Below are 17,172 nucleotides of genomic sequence, written 5' to 3'. Positions count from 1 at the left end.
ACACTGCCACACGACCCAGGATGCGGTGGATCCGGCTTTGCCGGTCCACCCGCATCGCCCCCTGGGGGGCGCGCGTAAGCGCGTAGGGGGGATTTTCTACGCGGCCTGCTTCAGCGACTCGTAGTGGGCGTTCTCGATGCGCGTCACCTCGTCGGCCTTGACGTAGTAGTCCACGTCGCGGTCGTAGGCGCGGGCGATGAAGGCGCCGATCATGCCGGCCAGGCCCAGGCCGGCCAGCCACCAGATGTGCCAGACCAGGGCGAAGCCGAGCAGGGTGCCCGCCACGCCGATGTAGACGCCGGCGCCGGTGTTGCGCGGCATGTGGATGTCTTCGTAGTGGGCGGGACGCTGGTAGGCGACGCCGGTTTCCTTGTCATGCCAGAACTGATCGAGGTGGGACACTTGGGGCACCTTTGCGAAGTTGTAGAACGGCGGAGGAGAGGGAATGGACCATTCCAACGTACGGCCACCCCAGGGGTCGCCGTCGAAGTCGACGTTCTTCTTGCGGTCGCGGATGCTGACGAAGATCTGCAGCAGCAGGAAGAAGATGCCCAGCGCGATGATGACCGCGCCCACCCAGGCGACGATCAGGTACGGCTGCCAGGCCGGGTTGTCGTAGTGGTTCAGGCGGCGCGTCATGCCCATGAAACCAAGGATGTACAGCGGCATGAAGGCCATGAAGAAGCCGATGAACCAGCACCAGAACGAATACTTGCCCAGGCGCTCGTTCAGCTTGAAGCCGAAGGCCTTGGGGAACCAGTACACCATGGCGGCGATACACCCGAACACGACACCGCCGATGATGGTGTTGTGGAAGTGGGCGATCAGGAACAGGCTGTTGTGCAGCACGAACGAGACCGCGGGAATCGCCATCAGCACGCCGGTCATGCCGCCGATCACGAAGGTGATCATGAAGCCCAGCGTCCACAGCACGGGGGTGGTGATCTCGACCCGGCCGCGGTACATCGTGAACAGCCAGTTGAAGATCTTCACGCCCGTGGGCACCGAGATGATCATCGTCGCGATGCCGAAGAAGGCATTGACGTTGGCCCCCGAGCCCATGGTGAAGAAGTGGTGCAGCCAGACCAGGAACGACAGCACGCCGATCGCGGCCGTGGCGTAGACCATGGACTTGTAGCCGAACAGCGACTTGCGCGAGAAGGTGGCGATGATTTCCGAGAACGCGCCGAAGCAGGGCAGGATCAGGATGTAGACCTCGGGGTGGCCCCAGATCCAGATCAGGTTCACGTACATCATCACGTTGCCGCCGAGCTCGTTCGTGAAGAAGTGCATGCCCAGGTAGCGGTCGGCGGTCAGCAGCGCCAGCGTGGCCGTCAGCACCGGGAAGGCGGCGACGATCAGGATGTTGGTGACCAGGGCGGTCCACGTGAACACCGGCATCTTCATCATCGTCATGCCGGGCGCGCGCATGCGCAGGATCGTAACGATGAAGTTGATGCCGCTGAGCGTGGTCCCCAGCCCTGACAGCTGCAAGGCCCAGATGTAGTAGTCGACCCCCACGCCAGGGCTGTAGTCCAGTCCCGACAGCGGCGGATAGGCCAGCCAGCCGGTGGCGGCGAATTCACCCACGAACAGCGACATCATGATCAGCACGATGCCGCCGCCGAACAGCCAGAAGCTGAGCGAGTTCAGGAACGGGTAGGCCACGTCGCGGGCGCCGATCTGCAGCGGCACGACGATGTTCATCAGGCCCGTGATGAAAGGCATGGCCATGAAGAAGATCATGATCACGCCGTGGGCGGTGAAGATCTGGTCGTAATGGTGCGGCGGCAGGTAGCCGGCCGAGTCGCTCGAGGCGATGGCCAACTGCGTGCGCATCATGATGGCATCGGCGAATCCGCGCAGCAGCATGATCAGCGCCACGATGATGTACATGATGCCGATGCGCTTGTGGTCCACCGTGGTCAGCCATTCTTTCCACAGGTAGGTCCACTTGCCGTAATAGGTGACGACGCCAAGCATGGCGGCACCCAGAATGACGACCGCTGCCAGCGTGACCATGACGATGGGTTCATGGTACGGGATGGCATCCAGGGTCAGTTTCCCGAACATCGATTTACTCCGACAAGGCTATCTTGGGGGTGTTGGCAGGCGTGCACATTCCGGTATCCATGCCTGCGGAGGCCATGTACTGGTAAATGATGCCGTCGAACATGGTGGGTTCGGCGCCCGAGTAGTAGGCGACGGGCTCGTGCTCGCTGGGCGAGACCAGGGCCTGGTAGGTTTCGGGGGTCATCTTGCTGGTCGAGGCCTGGGCATTGCGGACCCACTCTTCGAAGTCCGCCTGGCTGCTGGCGATGGCCTTGAAGCGCATGCCCGAGAAACCCGCGCCGCTGTAGTTGGCGGAGATACCCGCATAGGTGCCGGCTTCGCGCGCGATGAGATGGAGCTTGGTCTCCATGCCCGCCATGGAGTAGATCTGGCTACCCAGGCGCGGGATGAAGAACGAGTTCATGACCGAGGCGGAGGTGATGCGGAAGTTGACGGGCGTATCGACCGGGAACTGGATCTCGTTGACGGTGGCGATCTTGTACTCGGGATAGATGAACAGCCACTTCCAGTCCAGCGACACGACATCGATCTCGATGGGCTTGACCTCGGATTGCAGGGGGCGGTAGGGGTCCAGCGCGTGCGAGCTCTTCCAGGTCAGCACCGCCAGGATGCCGACGATGATGCAGGGGATGGTCCAGACCACGACTTCGATGGCGGTGGAGTGCGACCACGTGGGATCGTATTTGGCCTTCGTGTTGGAGGCGCGGTATTTCCAGGCGAACCACAGGGTCAGGATGATGACCGGCACTACCACCAGCAGCATCAGCCCGGTTGCCGTCAGCAGCAGGGTTTTTTCCTGGGCGCCGATGTCGCCCTTGGGATCGAGGATGTCCATGTTGCAGCCAGCCAGCAGCAACATCATGGCGCCGACACACAATGTGCGTCCCGCGTTCGCGAAGAAGGATTTACTCACGTCCAGCCTTGGTGTGTAGAAACGTTGGCGAAATCCGCCAGTTCCGCATCCTACTGAACGTGTCTAGAGGGAGCCTGCGACAAATAGTCGCGCGCGGTGGGGGCCGGGCACGGCCCTCCGGGGTGGCGTGGCCGGTCGCGCCTTGCATCGCACCATTTGTGGCGAATTGTGACCGGCCGCCCTAGGGACTAGCCCTGCGACAATATGTCGCAGCGATGTACGCCAGGCGGGCGCTTATTCGGGTTCCGGACCGCGTTCGGGCCCGGGCCGCTTGGCCAGCTTGCGCTGCAACGAGCGCCGGTGCATGTTGAGCAGGCGGGCGGCGGCCGAGACGTTGCCGCCGGTTTCGTGCAGCGCCTGCTGGATGTGTTCCCACTCCAGGCGATGCAGGGGAATCATGGTCGATTCCACCGCGACGGCCTCGGCTTTTTCCCGCCCCAGCGCGCGCAGGATCATGTCGGCGGTGGCCGGCTTGGGCAGGTAGTCGTCGGCGCCGCGCTTGATGGCGTCGACGGCGGTGGCCACGCTGGCGTAGCCGGTCACGAGCAGGATGCGCATGTCGGCGCGCAGGGCGCGCAGCGGCTTGATCAGCGTCAGGCCGGAGTCGTCGCTGCTGAGCTTGAGATCGACCAGCGCGAAGCCGGGGCGGATCTCGTCGGCGATGCGCAAGGCCTCGGCGATGGTGGTGGCGGTGCGGGTTTCGAGGCCGCGCCGGGCCAGGCTGCGCTGCAAGGTGCGCAGGTAGAGTTCGTCGTCGTCGACCAGCAGGCCGATATCCAGGTCAGTCATCATGAGGTCACAGTGGTTTCCACGGGCAGTTGGAACTGGATGCGCACGCCGCCGCCTTCGGCGGCGGTCATGGTCATGTCCCCGCCCAGGCGTTCGACGGTGGCGTGCGACAGCGCCAGGCCCACGCCCAGGCCGCCGGGCTTGCCGCTGCGGAACAGCGTGGCGGGCAGGAGCGGCTGGTCGGGGTTCAGGCCGCGTCCGTAGTCGCGCACCACGCCGCGCACCATGCCGCCCTTGCATTCCAGGTGCAGGTCCACGTAGGGGGCGCCGGCCTGGACGCCGGCATCGGCGGCATTGTTCAGCAGCGCCTGGAGCAGGTGGGCGACCGAGGGTTCGACGCGCAGGCCGCGCGGCAGGACGCCGGTGCGGTGCATTTCGACCGTGGGGCGGACCAGTTTCCACTGTTCCACCACGCGTTCCAGTTCCACTTCGGTTGGGACAGCCAGATTGCGCACGCGTTCCCGGCACAGGGCCAGCAGCTCGGTCAGCATCTCGGTGTCGGCGCGCAGGTCGTCGGTATCGGCCTGCGCGGCGATTTCGTCGGCCAGCAGCGTCATGGTGGCCAACGGGGTGTTCAGTTCGTGCGCCATCGAGGCGGCGTGGGTGGCCAGCGCCACGATGCCCTCGTTGCGGGCGAAGCGTTCGCGCAGGTCGGCCAGTTCGCGCTCGCGGTTGCGCAGGTCGGCGGCCAGCCGGGTCGAGAAGATCAGGATCACGCTGACCGAGATCAGGAAGCTGGCGGCGATGCCCCATAGAAGCAGTTCGTAGGCGTCGCCCGGGGCATGCAGCGGATGGCCGAAGATGGCCGCCGCGGCGTAGCCGACCACGCCCGCGCCGGCGGTGGCGTAGGCCCACCGGTTGGGCAGGGCCATGGCGGCCAGGGCGATCAGGACCAGGAACAGCAGGCCGAAGGGATTGCTGATGCCGCCGCTCCAGGCCACCATCCAGGCCAGCACGACGATGTCCACCAGCATGTGCAGGAAGGCGGTGGCGTGCGAGGGTTCGTCGCCGGTGCGCAGGCGCCAGCCGGCGTAGAGGTTGAACAGCACCAGGGTGGCGACGCCGCTCCACAGCATGCCCAGGGGCAGGTCCACGCCCAGCGGTCCGCTGGCGATGAAGATGGTGGCGGCCTGGCCGCCTATGGCTAGCCAGCGCAGGCTGGACAGCGTGCGGAGGAAGGAGATTTCTGTGCGGCTCATGATGGGGCGATGGCCGGCGGCGGGCGCGCCGGCAGGCTCCATTATGACGCACGCGGCATGGGCGACGCCGGGCGGCGGCTTGCGCTCAGGCGCGGGAGGCGGGCGGGCCCCGGCGCAGGGCCAGGCCCAGCATGACGAGCGTGATGCCCTGGAACAGCAGGTCCAGCGACAGCAGCAGGCCCAGTATCCACAGGCTGTTCTCGGGCCAGCCCATGGCCACCAGCAATCCGGCCAGCAGCGTGACGGCGCCCGACAGCGCCAGCCAGCCCCAGCCCTGCTGGCCGCGGTGCTGGAACCAGATCCACAGGCGCAGGGCGCCCGAGGCGATCAGGAAGGCGCCCAGCAATAGCGTGAGCATCGCCGCGCCGGCCAGCGGGTTGTACAGGGCGACGCCGCCGGCGATGGCGTAGAGCAGGCCGCCCAGGGTCCAGAACAGGAAGCCGCGCCAGTCCTTGACGCGCCAGGCCTGCACCAGTTGTCCGATGCCGGCCACCAGCATCATGGCGCCGACGAACAGGACGCTGGCGACGGTGGCGGCCAGGACGTAGGCCCCGGCCACGAACCCGAGGACCAGCATCAGCACGCCCAGCGCGACGAACCAGCCCCATCGGGCGCCCAATGTCTTCAAGGTTCCGGTCAAGTCGACGCCACCCGGCACGGGCGTGGGATTCGGAGCATCTGCCATGTCTGTTCCCTCCGTGGTCGGGGACGCCGGGCGTCCCCATACGCGGTGTATCCACCGCATACGGTACCAGCGTCTAGCCGGCGGCGCGCAGCCAATCTTGTAACCGCTGGATCAGGGGACGCTGCCCCTCGATCAGCTTTTCGCGCGCGGCATCCAGGTCGAACCATTCGGCGCGGTCGACCTCCGGGAAGGCCTGGAGGCGGCCGCTGTGCGGAGGCCATTCCAGTTCGAAGGTGTTGCTGCGCAGCGTGGCGGGATCGAAATCGCCATGCAGGGCGAAGGCCACGACTTCCTTGCCGGCCTTCTGCCGGATCCGGCCCAGGGGCACCGGCGTGCCCGCGGGCAGGCTGCCCGTTTCTTCGCGGAATTCGCGCAGCGCGGCGGCGGCGTCGTCCTCGCCGGGCTCGGGCGCGCCCTTGGGGATGGACCAGGCGCCGGCATCGCGCTTGCGCCAGAAGGGGCCGCCCGGGTGGACCAGCAGGACTTCCCAGCCGCGCGCCCCCTGGCGATACAGCAGCAGGCCGGCGCTGGACGCCCGGGCGGGCGTGGCGGACCGCTGGGCGGGGGTCATGACCGGCTGCCCTGGGTGGCGGGTGGAGCGGCGCGGCGCATGTCGGCATAGGCCAGGCCGAAGATGGCCAGGCCGCCCACGGCCAGCAGCAAACCGACCCAGCCGGTCGAGGCCCAGCCCAGGCCGGCCGAGATCGTCAGGCCGCCCAGCCACGCGCCCAGCGCGTTGGCGAGGTTGAAGGCGGAATGGTTCAGGGCCGCGGCCAGCGTCTGCGCGTCGCCGGCGACGTCCATCAGGCGGATCTGCAAGGCCGGGCCGATGGCCACGACGGTGCCGATCAGGAACACGTTGAAGGCACCCAGCCAGATGTTGGAGGCGGTCAGGCAGAACAGGCCCAGCACCAGTCCCGACCAGACCAGCAGTCCGCCTATGGTCGGCATCAGCGCCTTGTCCGCGAGCCGCGAGCCGACCAGGTTGCCGGTCACCATGCCCACGCCGAACAGCGCCAGGACGAAGGGAACCCCGTGCACCGGCAGGCCGGCGAGTTCCATCAACGTGGGCTTGATGTAGCTGAACACCGCGAACATGCCGCCGAAGCCGATCGCGCCTATGCCCAGCGTCAGCCAGACCTGCTTGCGGCGCAGCGCGCCGAGTTCGCGCCAGGGGCTGGCGCCTTCGCTGGCCGGGATGTCGGGAATCCAGCGCCAGACCAGCAGCGAGGCCAGGACGCCGATCACGCCCACCAGGGCGAAGGCGGCGCGCCATCCCAGCCATTGGCCCAGGCCCGTGGCCAGCGGCACGCCGACCAGCGTGGCCACGGTCAGGCCCAGCATGACGTAGCCCACGGCTCGCGCGCGCTGGCCAGCCGGCGCCAGGTGCGCGGCGACCAGGGCGGCCACGCCGAAATAGGTGCCATGGGGTAGCCCTGTCATCAGCCGCATCAGGATCATGGACAGGTAGCCCGGTGCCGCCGCGCTGGCGAAATTGCCCAGCGCGAAGAAGACCATCAGCGCCACGAGCAGCGCGCGGCGCGGCATGCGGGCGCCCAGCACCGCCAGCACCGGCGCGCCCACGACGACGCCCAGCGCATAGGCGCTGATCAGGTGTCCGGCGGCGGGGATGGAGATGCCGAGATCCTGGGCCGCGTCGGGCAGCAGCCCCATGATGACGAATTCGCCGGTGCCGATGCCGAATCCGCCCAGTCCGAGCGCGAGCAGGGCGCGGCCGAAGGAGGGCGGCGGCGTGGCTCCGGGGGGCGAATCGGGAAGGGCGGAAGGCGGGGAGGAGGGGGCGTGCATGGAGGGGACGATGTGGCCGCGCGAGCGCGGCGAAGACGGGTCCGATAGCTTAGCAGGTGCAAGTTGCAGCGCACAAAAACGTCGCCGCAGGCCCCGGGCTATGATGCGGGGCGAGAACGCGGCCTTTCTCCCACGGCCGCGACGCCGGAACCATGACGGAGGCCCCATGAGCGACATCACCATCTATCACAACCCCGCGTGCGGCACCTCGCGCAAGGTCCTGGCCCTGCTGGAGGAGCGCGGCCTCGAACCCACCGTCGTCGAGTACCTGAAGACGCCGCCCAGCCGCGATACGCTCAAGGGCCTGATCGCCGCGATGGGCTTGCCGATACGCGAAGCGATGCGGGTCAAGGGCAGTCCCTACGAGGAACTGGGACTGGGCGACCCGAAGTGGAGCGACGACGAATTGCTCGACTTCATGATGCAGCACCCCATCCTGATCAACCGTCCCATCGTCGTGACGCCGCGCGGCACGCGGCTGTGCCGGCCGATGGAGACGGTGCTGGAACTCCTGCCCTAGCAACCGGCCGCGGTTCCCGTACCGAGGCTGTCGGCGTTCGACGCGGATCAGAGCAGGATCCGGCCTTCGATGCAGTCGGCCACGTCGCCGCCCACCCAGATGTCGTCCGCTTCGCGGCTGACGTGCACCCGTCCGGCCCGGCCCAGGGCGGTGCCCTGGCTGGCAATGTAGCGGTCGGGCGCAAGCCCCGCGCCGATCAGCCACTGCGCGATGCCGGCGTTCAGGCTGCCGGTCACGGGGTCTTCGGGCACGCCCAAGCCCGGGGCGAAGGCGCGTACTTCGAACTGGGCCTCGGTGCCGTCCACGGCGGAATCCCAGGGCGCGACGACGCCGAGCTTGAGCATGCCCAGGGCGGCGTGGTCCGGCTGCACGGCCAGGACCTGCGCGCGCGAGGCGAGCATGACCGCCATCCAGGCGGGCCCGTTGTCCACCCAGTTGGCGGCGCGTATGGCTGCCGGTGGAATGCCCAGGCCCCGCGCGGCCTGCGCGAGCGTGGCGGGATCGACGTCGCCGGCCCGGCGCAGCGGCGGCGCCGCGAATGCCAGGCGGCCCCGCGCGCGCCGTATCCGGACCAGCCCCACGCCGCATTCCTGAACGATGTCCGGCCCTTGCGGCTGGCCGCCCGCCCGCAGCCAGGCATGGCAACTGCCCAGCGTGGGGTGGCCGGCGAAGGGCAGTTCGCCGCCGGGCGTGAAGATGCGTACCCGATAGTCGGCACCAGCCTGGGTGGGGCGCAGCAGGAAGGTGGTCTCGCTCAGTCCGGTCCAGCGGGCGAGCGCGGCCATGCGTGCTTCGTCGAGATCGTCGGCGCCGTGCACGACGGCCAGCGGGTTGCCTCGCAGCGGGACGGCGGTGAACACGTCCACCTGGCTGAAGTCGTGGGAAGAGGGGGCCGGTGTCGTCATGGGTATCGAATCAAACGTAGCTGGACAGCAGGATATTGGTTTCGGTGTTGGCGATGCCGGGAATCAGCCGGATGCGTTCGAGCGCGCGATCGAAGTCCTCGAGGTTCTCGGCCCGCAGTTCGGCCACGATATCCCACCTGCCGTTGGTGGTGTGCAAGGCCTGGATGGCCGGTTCGCCGCGCAGGGACTGCAGGACGCGGCGGGCCGTGTTGCCCTCGATTTCTATGCTCGTCCACGCACGTATGCCGCGGGGCTCGGCGTCGGGCCGCAGGCGCACGGTGTAGCCCACGATGACCCCCTGTTCCTCCAGGCGGGCAAGGCGATTCTGGACCGTGCCGCGCGAGACGCGCAGTTTCTGGGCAAGGGTGGAGACCGGCGTGCGCGCGTTGTCGCGCAGCAGGGCGATCAGGCGATGGTCGACGTCGTCCATGGCGTATCCCCAGTGCGTAAGAGGATGCCAAAACGATAGCAGAGTCTGGCGTTATGGCAATCCATGGGCAGAAATGCCCAATTTCTTGCACTCCTTCTTGACGGCACGGACGAGCAGAATGAGGGAAAGGCCAGCCCGGCCGCAGCAGGTGGAAAGGAGCGCACGTGAAGACCGAAGCCAGGATCCTGATGGTCGAGCCCCGGTATTTCGACGTCAGCTATCGCATCAATCCGTGGATGCAGCCCGATGCGTGGGCGCGCGACCCCAAGGGGTGCGCGGCCGCCGCGAACGCAGCGTCGCGGGCCCTGCGCCGCGCGCTGGAGCGCGCCGGCTGCGAGGTGGTCGTGCGCGCGGGCAGCCCGGGCCTTCCCGACATGGTCTTTCCCGCCAATGCCGCCATCGTGCTCGACGGACGGGCCCTGCTGGCCCGCTTCCGCTATCCGCAGCGCCAGGGCGAGGAAGCCGCCTTTCTGGCGATGTTCCGCGCGCTGCGCGATGAAGGCCTGCTGGCGGAGGTGGAGCAGTTTCCCCAAGGATGCTTCCAGGAAGGGGCGGGCGACGCCATCTGGGATGTCCGCCGAAACTGGTTCTGGGCTGCCTACGGCCCCCGGTCTTCGCGCGAGTCGCTGGCCCGCATCGGCGAGTTCTTCGGCAGGGAAACGGTGGCGATGGAACTGGTGTCCGACCGCTGCTATCACCTGGACGTGTGCTTCTGCCCGCTGGCGGGCGGCGAGATCCTGTATTTCCCGCCGGCGTTGACTCCCCAGGCCTTGCGCACCCTGCGCGAACGCGTGCCGGCGGACCTGCTGATCGAGGCCACGGAGGACGACCTGGCGCGCTTCAGCGTGAACGCGGTCAGCGTGGGCCGGGAAGTCGTCATGGCCACGCCCGCCGACCGCCTGCGGGCCGTGCTGGCCGAGCGTGGCTATCGCGTGACGCCGGTGGATCTCGCGCCCTTCATGATGTCCGGCGGGGGCGCTTATTGCATGACCTTGCGCCTGGATCGCGCGAGCCAGGCCGATGGCGCCCGGCCCGCGCTCGCCAGGGAGGCCGCGACGGCCTGAGGAGGGCATATGAAGACGCGCTATCTGGATGCGGGCACGGTGGCCCGCATGATCGGCGAATACGGAACGGTGCGCGTGCTCGAACTGCTGGCGCGCGACATCCGCGACGACTATCTGCGCTGGCCGGAGTTCGAGAAGTGCGCCAGGATGGCGCATCATTCCAGCATGGGCGTGATCGAGCTGATGCCCGTGTCCGACGGCAGGCGCTATGCCTTCAAGTACGTCAACGGCCACCCCGGCAACGCGCTGAGCGGCCTGCCCACCGTGCTGGCGTTCGGCGTCCTGGCCGACGTGGCGACCGGATATCCCCTGCTGCTGGCGGACCTGACCCTGGCGACGGCGCTGCGCACCGCGGCGACCTCGGCGCTGGCGGCCCGCGCCATGGCGCGTCCAGGCGCCCGCGTCATGGCGTTGATTGGCAACGGCGCGCAGAGCGAGTTCCAGGCGCTGGCATTCCATACGCTGGTGGGCATTACCGAGATCCGCGCCTACGACATCGACCGCCACGCCACCGACAAGCTCATGGCCAACCTGGCCGGGGTCGAGGGGCTGCGCGTGACGGCCGCGGGCACGGCCGAGGCGGCCGTGCGGGGCGCGGACATCGTGACCACCGCGACCGCCGACAAGCGCCGCGCCTCGGTGCTGCGGCCGCAGTGGCTGGCACCGGGCACGCACGTGAACGCGGTGGGGGGCGACAGTCCCGGCAAGACCGAGCTGCATCCGGCCATCCTGCGGCAGGCCCGCATCGTGGTGGAGTACGAGGCCCAGACCCGCATCGAGGGCGAGATCCAGCAGCTGCCGGCCAGCGCGCCGGTGGTGCCGCTGTGGCAGGTGCTGTCCGGTGCGCGGCCGGGACGGGAAACGCCGGAACAGACAACGGTGTTCGATTCGGTGGGCTTCGCGCTGGAGGATTTCTCGGCTCTGCGCTGCCTGCTGGACCTGGCCCTGGCCACCGGGTCCGGACAGGACGTGCAACTGGTGCCCGAGCTGGCGGACCCGCGCAACCTGTATGCGCTGCTGGCCGCCCGGACCCGGGCCGCCGAGCCGGCGGTCGCTACATCCTGACCCAGCCGCGCGCGACCATCACGTGCAGGGCCAGGCCCAGCAGGAAGCCCGCGGCGACGTTCCACATGCACAGGGCGGCGGTGGCCAGCGCCACCAGGCGCTGGTTCTTGTCCGCCGGCAGGATGCTGCTGCCCAGCGCCAGCTGAGCGCCGGTCAGGAACAGGATCACGCCCAGGATGGACAGCGGGAAGAGTTTGAACAGCAGCGAAACGCCGGCGCTGAAGAACAGCGCGAGCACCAGCAGGATGACACCCAGGATGACCAGCGCGCCGCCCGTGCGGGCACCGAAGGCCACGTGGCCGGCCATGCCACCCGCGCCGTGGCACATGGGCACTCCGCCGACCACCGAGCTGAACACGTTCATGACGCCGGTCGAGGTCGCCAGGCCGTTCTCGGTCACGGGGCGCTGGGGGAACAGGCGGTTGTTTTCCTCCTTGACCGCGATGACGGCGTTGCCCAGCGTGAGCGGGAGCTGGGGCAGGGCCAGCAGCACCGCGCCTATCGCCAGTTCGTGCAGGCCGACGTCCGACAGCGCGAACGAGGGCGAGGGCAGCCCGAACGGAACCTGCGCCAGTTCATGCAGCAGCGCGGGCTGGCGCCAGGCCCCCACCGCCGCGCCGAAGACCAGCAGCACGAACATCGCGGGCAGGGTGCGGTTGCCCATCAGCAGCAGCGTGCCCACGCCCGCCACCGCCGCGATGGGCCAATCGGTCTGCATCATCTTCACGCCTTCCAGCATGAAGCCGAAGCCCAGCCCCAGCATGATGCCCAGCACCACGGCGGGCGGGACCAGGCGCGTGACGCGCGCGGCCATGCCGCTCAGTCCGAGGAACAGCCATGCCACCCCGGTCGCGAGCGCGGCGCCGTAGACGGCCCCCGGGGTCACGACAGCGGTCTGGGCGGCCTGCGTGACCGCTACCGCGCCTATGGCCTTCATGGGCTGCACGGGGATGGGGGTCTTGTAGTGGAGGCCGCAGGCCAGCATGCACAGGCCGAAGGCGAACAGCACGCCGAACGGATCGAGCTTGAGCACGCCGATGTAGGCGGCGACGAAGGGAATCAGGGTGCCGAGATCGCCGAAGGCGCCCGCCCATTCCATGCGGTCGTAGCGATTGCCCGTGGCGGTTGGTTGCGGCACGGAGTGGCTGGCGGGTTCTTGCACCCGGACCCCCTTGCTATGCGGACGAAAGAAAAGGCGATTGTCGGCCACCCCGCCAGGCATGTAAACACGGGGGCCGCGGTGGCCTAGGCGCAGGCCCGCGCGCGCAGCGCCCGGGACATGGCCTCCAGCATGCGTGCCCAGTCCTGGCGGACACGCTCGGCCTCGGCAGCCCGGCCGGCGTCCAGTTGCTGCGTGACCTTGATCTTGCAGCCGGGTTCGGCGTCGATCAGCGCCACGGTGACCAGCTCGGCCCGGGGGGCGTCCGCCGCGTGCCATTCGAAGGCCACGCAATAGGGCCGGTCCATGATCAGGTAGTTGTCCTGGCACCCGGCTTCGCCGTCGGTCCGCCGTTGGGCCAGGGCGGCGATGCAGGCATCGAAGACCGACTCGGTGGGCACGGGGAGATGCCGGACTGTGCAGACGTCTATCGTTCGGCTCATGCTGGCGTTTCCTGACAAGCGGGACCTCCGGCGGGGGCCGCCGGAGAGGGAGACGCGCAGCGTAGCGAATTTTGTGTACAGTGTCCACAATACCCCGGACGAGGTGTCGGGAAAGGCTTGCGGCATCAGCCCCAGGCGGCCCCCAGTTCGCGCGTGACCTGGGCCGCCGGCAGTTCGCGGCCCGCACCGGGGTTCTGTCCGCACCACAGCGGAGAGAAATCGCCCGAGCCCTGCGCCTCGGCCTTGGCGCGCAGGGGCGCGATCGCCGAGGTCGCGAGCGGGAAGGCCGGCGCTGCCGGCGACATGGGGCCGAGTTCGCGCATCACCCGGTTCACGATGCCACGCGCCGGGCGCCCGGAGAACACGTTGGTGAGCGCGGTGTGGGCGGCGGGATGCTTGAGCGCGGCGCGATGGATGGCGCTGATCGTCGATTCGGGGCAGAGCAGGTAGGCCGTGCCGGCCTGCACGCCGGCCGCGCCCAGCGCCCGCGCCGCCGCGACCGTGCGCGCGTCGGCGATGCCGCCGGCCGCGACCACCGGCACGCGCACGGCCGCCACGATTTGCGGCAGCAGCGCGAAGGTGCCCGACTGGGTGTCCAGGTCGTCGGACAGGAAGATGCCCCGGTGGCCGCCGGCCTCGTTGCCCTGCGCGATGATGACGTCGGCGCCGTGGTCTTGCAGCCAGCGCGCCTCGTCGACGGTCGTGGCGGACGACAGCACCCTGGACCCCCAGGACTTCACGCGGGCCAGCAGTTCGGCCGAGGGCAGGCCGAAATGGAAGCTGATCACGGGAGGCCGATAGGGCTCGACCAGGTCGGCGATCTCGGCCGTGAACGGCGCGCGTCCGGGACCGGGCTGGATGCCGGACGGATCGATGCCGAACTCGGCGTAGTATGGGCCGAGTGCCTGGCGCCATTGCGCTTCGCGCGCGGCATCGGGCACGGGCGGCGTATGGCAGAAGAAGTTGACGTTGTAGGGCCGGTCGGTGCCCGCCCGCAGCTTGTCGAGTTCGGCGCGAAGCGCGTCGGGCCCCAGCATCGCGCAGGGCAGGGAGCCCAGTCCGCCCGCGTTCGACACGGCGATCGCCAGCGCGCTGGCCTGCGAGCCGGCCATGGGTGCCTGGATGACGGGAAGGGCGATGCCCAGCAGTTCTTGCAGATTCATGAGGCGGCCTTGATCGGAAACGAAGGAAGAAGGGGGAGTTCGCCCACCGGCAGGAGATCGGCCAGCGTGTAGTGGTCCAGATGGTGCAGGAAGCGCTGCAGGGCGGCATCCAGGATGCCCGTCAGCCGGCAGTGGCCGGTCAGCACGCAGGTGCTGCCGGTGCCGTGGCATTCGACCAGATGGAAGTCCGGTTCCAGGTCGCGCAGCACGTCGCCCAGCCCTATGCGCTCGGGCGGGCGGGCCAGCCGCATGCCGCCGCCCTTGCCGCGCACCGTCTCGAGGTAGCCCAGCTGCCCCAGGCGGTGCGTGACCTTCATCAGGTGGGCCGCGGAAATGCCGTGGGCCTGCGCGATCTCGGCGATCGTGCACAGCCTGTCGGCATGCGCGCCCACATGCATCAGCAGCCGCAGCGCGTAGTCGCTCTGGACCGTCAGGCGCATGGCAGCTCGCGCGCCAGGCGGTCGGGATGGCGCTGCATCTGGTAGCCCAGCCACAGGCTTTGCGCGATGCGGCGGGCCATGACCCGCGCACGCGCGGCCATGGCCTGGTTTTCCTGTTCCCCGGCTGTCAGGTCGAACAGCTCCAGCCAGCGCGCGAACAAGGTCTCGTCCAGGCCGGGCAGGGCGGCATGCCGCGTCATGGGCGTACCGCCGTAGCGCCGCGTGCCGCGCAGGATGGAAGACCAGAAATCGGTGAGCTTGGACAGATGGCTGTCCCAGTCGTCCACATGGGCTTCGAAGATGGGGCCCAGCTTGTCGTCCCGCCGCACCCGCGCGTAGAAGGCCGAGACGAGGCGCGCGATTTCCTCGTCGGTGCATAGATTGAGGTCGAGCATGGGGGGCCGCCGATAAACATATATATTGAATACATCTTATCAGACGCCCCCGAGGCCGGGCCAGTCCCGGCCAGCCCGGTGCTACAGTATGCGCAGCCTCGAACCCCATACCGATTTCCATGTCCCTCCTGGCATCGCTCTGGACCCAGTTGATCGCCTGGGTCAGCACTCATCTCGTCGAACCGGCCGTCGTCTTCCTGCACATCGCCGATAGCGCGGGCAATCCGCTGGAGATCTCCGAGGCGCTGTTGATCGCGCTGTTGCAGCTCTTCATCATCGGTTTCATCTTCCGTCCGCTGGAAACCCTCGCGCCGGCCGAGCGCTGGGAGGAACGAGGGCTCACGCGCATCGACCGGCTGTACACGCTGCTGATGCTGCTGGGCCTGTTCCCGCTGTTCAGCTACCTGATCCTGACGCCGTTCGCCAACATGCTGGGCGGGCTGGGGGGCGAGGCCGACGCCGGGTCCGCAGTGTCTTCCGGGCTCAAGCACTGGGTGCCCTGGTTCGAGGACCATCCCTATCTGCTGTTCCTGGTCTATTACCTGGTCTACGACTGCGTCTACTACTGGATGCACCGCGCCCAGCACGCCATCCCGTGGTGGTGGGCGCTGCACAGCATGCACCACAGCCAGCGCCAGATGAGCTGCTGGACCAACGACCGCGGCAGCTACATCGACGGCGTGCTGCAATCCTTCATCCTGGCCACCGTCGGCCTGGCGATGGGCGTGGAGCCTTCCGAGTTCGCGCTGTTGGGTCTATTGAGCGAACTGGTGCAGAACCTGTCGCACACCAACGTGCGCTTCGGCTTCGGCCGCATCGGCGAACGCGTGCTGGTCGACCCCAAGTTCCATCGCCTGCACCACATGGTGCGGGACCCCGAGCGTCCCTCGCTGCACAACTGCAACTTCGGGCAGGTCCTGCCCTTCTGGGACATGCTGTTCGGCACGGCCCTGTATGGCGAGAAGATCCGCCCGACGGGCGTCAGCGATCCCATGGTCGACGCCGACAACGACCATGGCCTGGTCGGTCAGCAGTGGCAGGCCGCCCGGCGCTTCTGGGGAGCCGTGCGGCGGCCGGCGGGATGGAAGCTGGGCGAGGTGTCGTTCGGCCCGGACTATGCCCCCATCCCGAGCGACCAGGCCGAGCACCTGCCCGTCCGCGCCGACACGGGGCCGGCGGGCGGGGCGCCTGCGGCCTGAAGCCGGCCCCTCAGGGCCGGGCCAGGTGCCAGATGCCGTTGACCCCGTCGCCGGTGCGGTCGCCGGGCGTCCGGTCCTTGGTCCAGAAATACAGCGGCTTGCCGCGGTAGGCCCACTGCCGGACGCCGTCCTGGCGGGTGATGACCATCCAGTCCCCGGTGCGGGTGGCGCCCGAGGGGGCGGTCAAGGGCGGCCAGTTCTGCGCGCAGACGCCGTTGCAGGCGCTCTGGCCCACGGGATCGCGATCGAAGGTGTACAGGCTCATGCCGTTGGGGGCCACCATCGCGCCGTCGCTGATCTTCGCGGGTTCGCTCACCATCAGCGATGAGCAGCCCGCCGCGAGGACGGCGGCGGCGCAAGTGGCGTGGACGAAAGCTCGAACCATGATGCCTCCTTGAGTGGGTCGGTATTCCAGGGAGAGGATCACCGGCCAGTATGGTGGCTTTCGGCGCGTCGCCATATGTCCGCCGCCGGCATGGGTTGTAAGGTTTTGCAACCGGCGCCGGCGCGATGTTTCCAACGATGTCGGCCATCATGGCGTTGCGGCGCATGCGCCATAATGGCCGCGTTCCAATCACGTCGCCGCACATGAAAAGCGAATCCACTTTCGAATGGCTGGGGGCCATGCTGGGCGAAGCCATCCGCACCATCGTCGCCGCGCTGAAGACGGTGTTCGGCGGTTTCGGCGAAGCCGTCGGCGCGTTTTCCTCGGGCCTGGCCGAGGCGCTGGGCATGAGCCCGACCCTGTTCAATTTCGCGCTGCTGGTCCTGGGGCTGCTGCTGCTCTACGCCGGCATACGTTCGCTGATGAACCGCTCGGTGCTGGGCGCCATCTTCTGGTTCCTGCTGGCGGTGCTGCTGCTGGGCGGACTGATCGGCGAAGCCGGCACGCCCGCCTGAGGTTGCCGCGGCGCGGGAAAT

General features: G+C 68.5%; 19 protein-coding genes and 1 pseudogene. 5 read left to right on the top strand and 15 right to left on the bottom strand.

The features are described 5' to 3' along the window. Window positions 1–96: 96 nt before the first annotated feature. From cyoB to EGT29_RS14205, 7 genes are all read right to left on the bottom strand, one after another. Window positions 97–2,073: a cytochrome o ubiquinol oxidase subunit I gene (gene cyoB, locus EGT29_RS14235; RefSeq protein ID WP_124689607.1), complete on the bottom strand. Its 1,977-nt coding sequence runs from the start codon at window positions 2,071–2,073 to the stop codon at window positions 97–99. A 4-nt stretch (window positions 2,074–2,077) separates the two neighbouring features. Beyond that, window positions 2,078–2,986, bottom strand: a complete 909-nt coding sequence (gene cyoA, locus EGT29_RS14230; RefSeq protein ID WP_370283013.1) for a ubiquinol oxidase subunit II — start codon at window positions 2,984–2,986, stop codon at window positions 2,078–2,080. A 234-nt stretch (window positions 2,987–3,220) separates the two neighbouring features. Continuing rightward, window positions 3,221–3,775 (bottom strand): response regulator transcription factor, encoded by a 555-nt coding sequence (locus EGT29_RS14225; RefSeq protein WP_124692356.1) that lies wholly within the window; start codon window positions 3,773–3,775, stop codon window positions 3,221–3,223. Further along, on the bottom strand, window positions 3,775–4,977 hold the full coding sequence (locus tag EGT29_RS14220) for an ATP-binding protein (protein ID WP_192901833.1): 1,203 nt from the start codon (window positions 4,975–4,977) through the stop codon (window positions 3,775–3,777). Before EGT29_RS14220 ends, EGT29_RS14225 begins: the two co-directional genes overlap by 1 nt. 82 nt (window positions 4,978–5,059) lie before the next feature. Next, a complete protein-coding gene (locus EGT29_RS14215; protein ID WP_124689604.1) occupies window positions 5,060–5,659 on the bottom strand; it encodes an HdeD family acid-resistance protein in 600 nt (199 codons plus the stop codon). A 73-nt stretch (window positions 5,660–5,732) separates the two neighbouring features. After that, a complete protein-coding gene (locus EGT29_RS14210; RefSeq protein WP_124689603.1) occupies window positions 5,733–6,230 on the bottom strand; it encodes an NUDIX domain-containing protein in 498 nt (165 codons plus the stop codon). Then, window positions 6,227–7,468 (bottom strand): MFS transporter, encoded by a 1,242-nt coding sequence (locus tag EGT29_RS14205; RefSeq protein ID WP_124689602.1) that lies wholly within the window; start codon window positions 7,466–7,468, stop codon window positions 6,227–6,229. The genes EGT29_RS14210 and EGT29_RS14205 overlap by 4 nt, the downstream gene beginning before the upstream one ends. A gap of 166 nt (window positions 7,469–7,634) precedes the next feature. On the opposite strand from EGT29_RS14205, the pseudogene arsC reads away from it, so the two are divergent. Continuing rightward, a pseudogene (gene arsC, locus EGT29_RS14200) lies at window positions 7,635–7,985 on the top strand (arsenate reductase (glutaredoxin)); the annotation flags it as partial. A 50-nt stretch (window positions 7,986–8,035) separates the two neighbouring features. Here the strand turns inward: arsC and EGT29_RS14195 are convergent. After that, window positions 8,036–8,893, bottom strand: coding sequence for a PhzF family phenazine biosynthesis protein (locus tag EGT29_RS14195; protein ID WP_124689600.1), 858 nt, complete (start codon window positions 8,891–8,893; stop codon window positions 8,036–8,038). A 10-nt stretch (window positions 8,894–8,903) separates the two neighbouring features. Continuing rightward, entirely contained in the window at window positions 8,904–9,323 is a 420-nt protein-coding gene (locus EGT29_RS14190) for an Lrp/AsnC family transcriptional regulator (protein ID WP_124689599.1), read from the bottom strand. A 188-nt stretch (window positions 9,324–9,511) separates the two neighbouring features. On the opposite strand from EGT29_RS14190, the gene EGT29_RS14185 reads away from it, so the two are divergent. Continuing rightward, the gene (locus EGT29_RS14185) at window positions 9,512–10,387 is read left to right on the top strand and encodes a dimethylarginine dimethylaminohydrolase family protein (RefSeq protein ID WP_124692355.1); all 876 of its coding nucleotides are present in this window, start codon (window positions 9,512–9,514) and stop codon (window positions 10,385–10,387) included. Window positions 10,388–10,396: 9 nt separating this feature from the next. Beyond that, window positions 10,397–11,452: an ornithine cyclodeaminase gene (locus EGT29_RS14180; RefSeq protein ID WP_124689598.1), complete on the top strand. Its 1,056-nt coding sequence runs from the start codon at window positions 10,397–10,399 to the stop codon at window positions 11,450–11,452. Here the strand turns inward: EGT29_RS14180 and EGT29_RS14175 are convergent. From EGT29_RS14175 to EGT29_RS14155, 5 genes are all read right to left on the bottom strand, one after another. Continuing rightward, window positions 11,442–12,614 (bottom strand): putative sulfate/molybdate transporter, encoded by a 1,173-nt coding sequence (locus EGT29_RS14175; protein WP_238160413.1) that lies wholly within the window; start codon window positions 12,612–12,614, stop codon window positions 11,442–11,444. The two genes, EGT29_RS14180 and EGT29_RS14175, sit on opposite strands and share 11 nt — an antisense overlap. An 83-nt stretch (window positions 12,615–12,697) precedes the next feature. Then, window positions 12,698–13,054 (bottom strand): SRPBCC domain-containing protein, encoded by a 357-nt coding sequence (locus tag EGT29_RS14170; protein ID WP_124689596.1) that lies wholly within the window; start codon window positions 13,052–13,054, stop codon window positions 12,698–12,700. Window positions 13,055–13,179: 125 nt separating this feature from the next. Continuing rightward, entirely contained in the window at window positions 13,180–14,217 is a 1,038-nt protein-coding gene (locus tag EGT29_RS14165) for a nitronate monooxygenase family protein (RefSeq protein WP_124689595.1), read from the bottom strand. Next, window positions 14,214–14,657: an Rrf2 family transcriptional regulator gene (locus tag EGT29_RS14160; RefSeq protein ID WP_124689594.1), complete on the bottom strand. Its 444-nt coding sequence runs from the start codon at window positions 14,655–14,657 to the stop codon at window positions 14,214–14,216. The genes EGT29_RS14165 and EGT29_RS14160 overlap by 4 nt, the downstream gene beginning before the upstream one ends. Beyond that, window positions 14,648–15,052: a group III truncated hemoglobin gene (locus EGT29_RS14155; RefSeq protein ID WP_124689593.1), complete on the bottom strand. Its 405-nt coding sequence runs from the start codon at window positions 15,050–15,052 to the stop codon at window positions 14,648–14,650. Before EGT29_RS14155 ends, EGT29_RS14160 begins: the two co-directional genes overlap by 10 nt. Window positions 15,053–15,171: 119 nt before the next feature. Here EGT29_RS14155 and EGT29_RS14150 point away from each other — a divergent pair, with 119 nt between their 5' ends. Further along, window positions 15,172–16,251, top strand: a complete 1,080-nt coding sequence (locus EGT29_RS14150) for a sterol desaturase family protein (protein ID WP_124689592.1) — start codon at window positions 15,172–15,174, stop codon at window positions 16,249–16,251. 10 nt (window positions 16,252–16,261) lie between these two features. Here EGT29_RS14150 and EGT29_RS14145 read toward each other — a convergent pair whose 3' ends face one another. Next, window positions 16,262–16,636 carry a hypothetical protein gene (locus EGT29_RS14145; protein WP_124689591.1) on the bottom strand — a complete coding sequence of 125 codons (375 nt, stop codon included), beginning with the start codon at window positions 16,634–16,636 and terminating at the stop codon, window positions 16,262–16,264. Window positions 16,637–16,839: 203 nt separating this feature from the next. Between EGT29_RS14145 and EGT29_RS14140 the strand changes: the two genes are divergently transcribed. Next, on the top strand, window positions 16,840–17,151 hold the full coding sequence (locus EGT29_RS14140; protein ID WP_124689590.1) for a hypothetical protein: 312 nt from the start codon (window positions 16,840–16,842) through the stop codon (window positions 17,149–17,151). The last annotated feature ends 21 nt before the right edge of the window (window positions 17,152–17,172 follow it).

Origin of the sequence: Pigmentiphaga sp. H8, assembly GCF_003854895.1 — a bacterium.
GTDB lineage: Bacteria > Pseudomonadota > Gammaproteobacteria > Burkholderiales > Burkholderiaceae_B > Pigmentiphaga.
Note: the sequence above shows the minus strand (reverse complement) of the source record. Positions and strands in the feature narration are given on the sequence as shown.

Bases quoted from the DNA above. Each gene is read 5' to 3' on its own strand.
- cyoB (WP_124689607.1), bottom strand. From the start codon at position 2,073: ATGTTCGGGAAACTGACCCTGGATGCCATCCCGTACCATGAACCCATC.
- EGT29_RS14150 (WP_124689592.1), top strand. From the start codon at position 15,172: ATGTCCCTCCTGGCATCGCTCTGGACCCAGTTGATCGCCTGGGTCAGC.
- EGT29_RS14195 (WP_124689600.1), bottom strand. From the start codon at position 8,893: ATGACGACACCGGCCCCCTCTTCCCACGACTTCAGCCAGGTGGACGTG.
- EGT29_RS14160 (WP_124689594.1), bottom strand. From the start codon at position 14,657: ATGCGCCTGACGGTCCAGAGCGACTACGCGCTGCGGCTGCTGATGCAT.
- EGT29_RS14180 (WP_124689598.1), top strand. From the start codon at position 10,397: ATGAAGACGCGCTATCTGGATGCGGGCACGGTGGCCCGCATGATCGGC.
- EGT29_RS14225 (WP_124692356.1), bottom strand. From the start codon at position 3,775: ATGACTGACCTGGATATCGGCCTGCTGGTCGACGACGACGAACTCTAC.
- EGT29_RS14215 (WP_124689604.1), bottom strand. From the start codon at position 5,659: ATGGCAGATGCTCCGAATCCCACGCCCGTGCCGGGTGGCGTCGACTTG.
- EGT29_RS14145 (WP_124689591.1), bottom strand. From the start codon at position 16,636: ATGGTTCGAGCTTTCGTCCACGCCACTTGCGCCGCCGCCGTCCTCGCG.
- EGT29_RS14205 (WP_124689602.1), bottom strand. From the start codon at position 7,468: ATGCACGCCCCCTCCTCCCCGCCTTCCGCCCTTCCCGATTCGCCCCCC.
- EGT29_RS14190 (WP_124689599.1), bottom strand. From the start codon at position 9,323: ATGGACGACGTCGACCATCGCCTGATCGCCCTGCTGCGCGACAACGCG.
- EGT29_RS14165 (WP_124689595.1), bottom strand. From the start codon at position 14,217: ATGAATCTGCAAGAACTGCTGGGCATCGCCCTTCCCGTCATCCAGGCA.
- EGT29_RS14210 (WP_124689603.1), bottom strand. From the start codon at position 6,230: ATGACCCCCGCCCAGCGGTCCGCCACGCCCGCCCGGGCGTCCAGCGCC.
- EGT29_RS14140 (WP_124689590.1), top strand. From the start codon at position 16,840: ATGAAAAGCGAATCCACTTTCGAATGGCTGGGGGCCATGCTGGGCGAA.
- EGT29_RS14155 (WP_124689593.1), bottom strand. From the start codon at position 15,052: ATGCTCGACCTCAATCTATGCACCGACGAGGAAATCGCGCGCCTCGTC.
- EGT29_RS14185 (WP_124692355.1), top strand. From the start codon at position 9,512: ATGGTCGAGCCCCGGTATTTCGACGTCAGCTATCGCATCAATCCGTGG.
- EGT29_RS14170 (WP_124689596.1), bottom strand. From the start codon at position 13,054: ATGAGCCGAACGATAGACGTCTGCACAGTCCGGCATCTCCCCGTGCCC.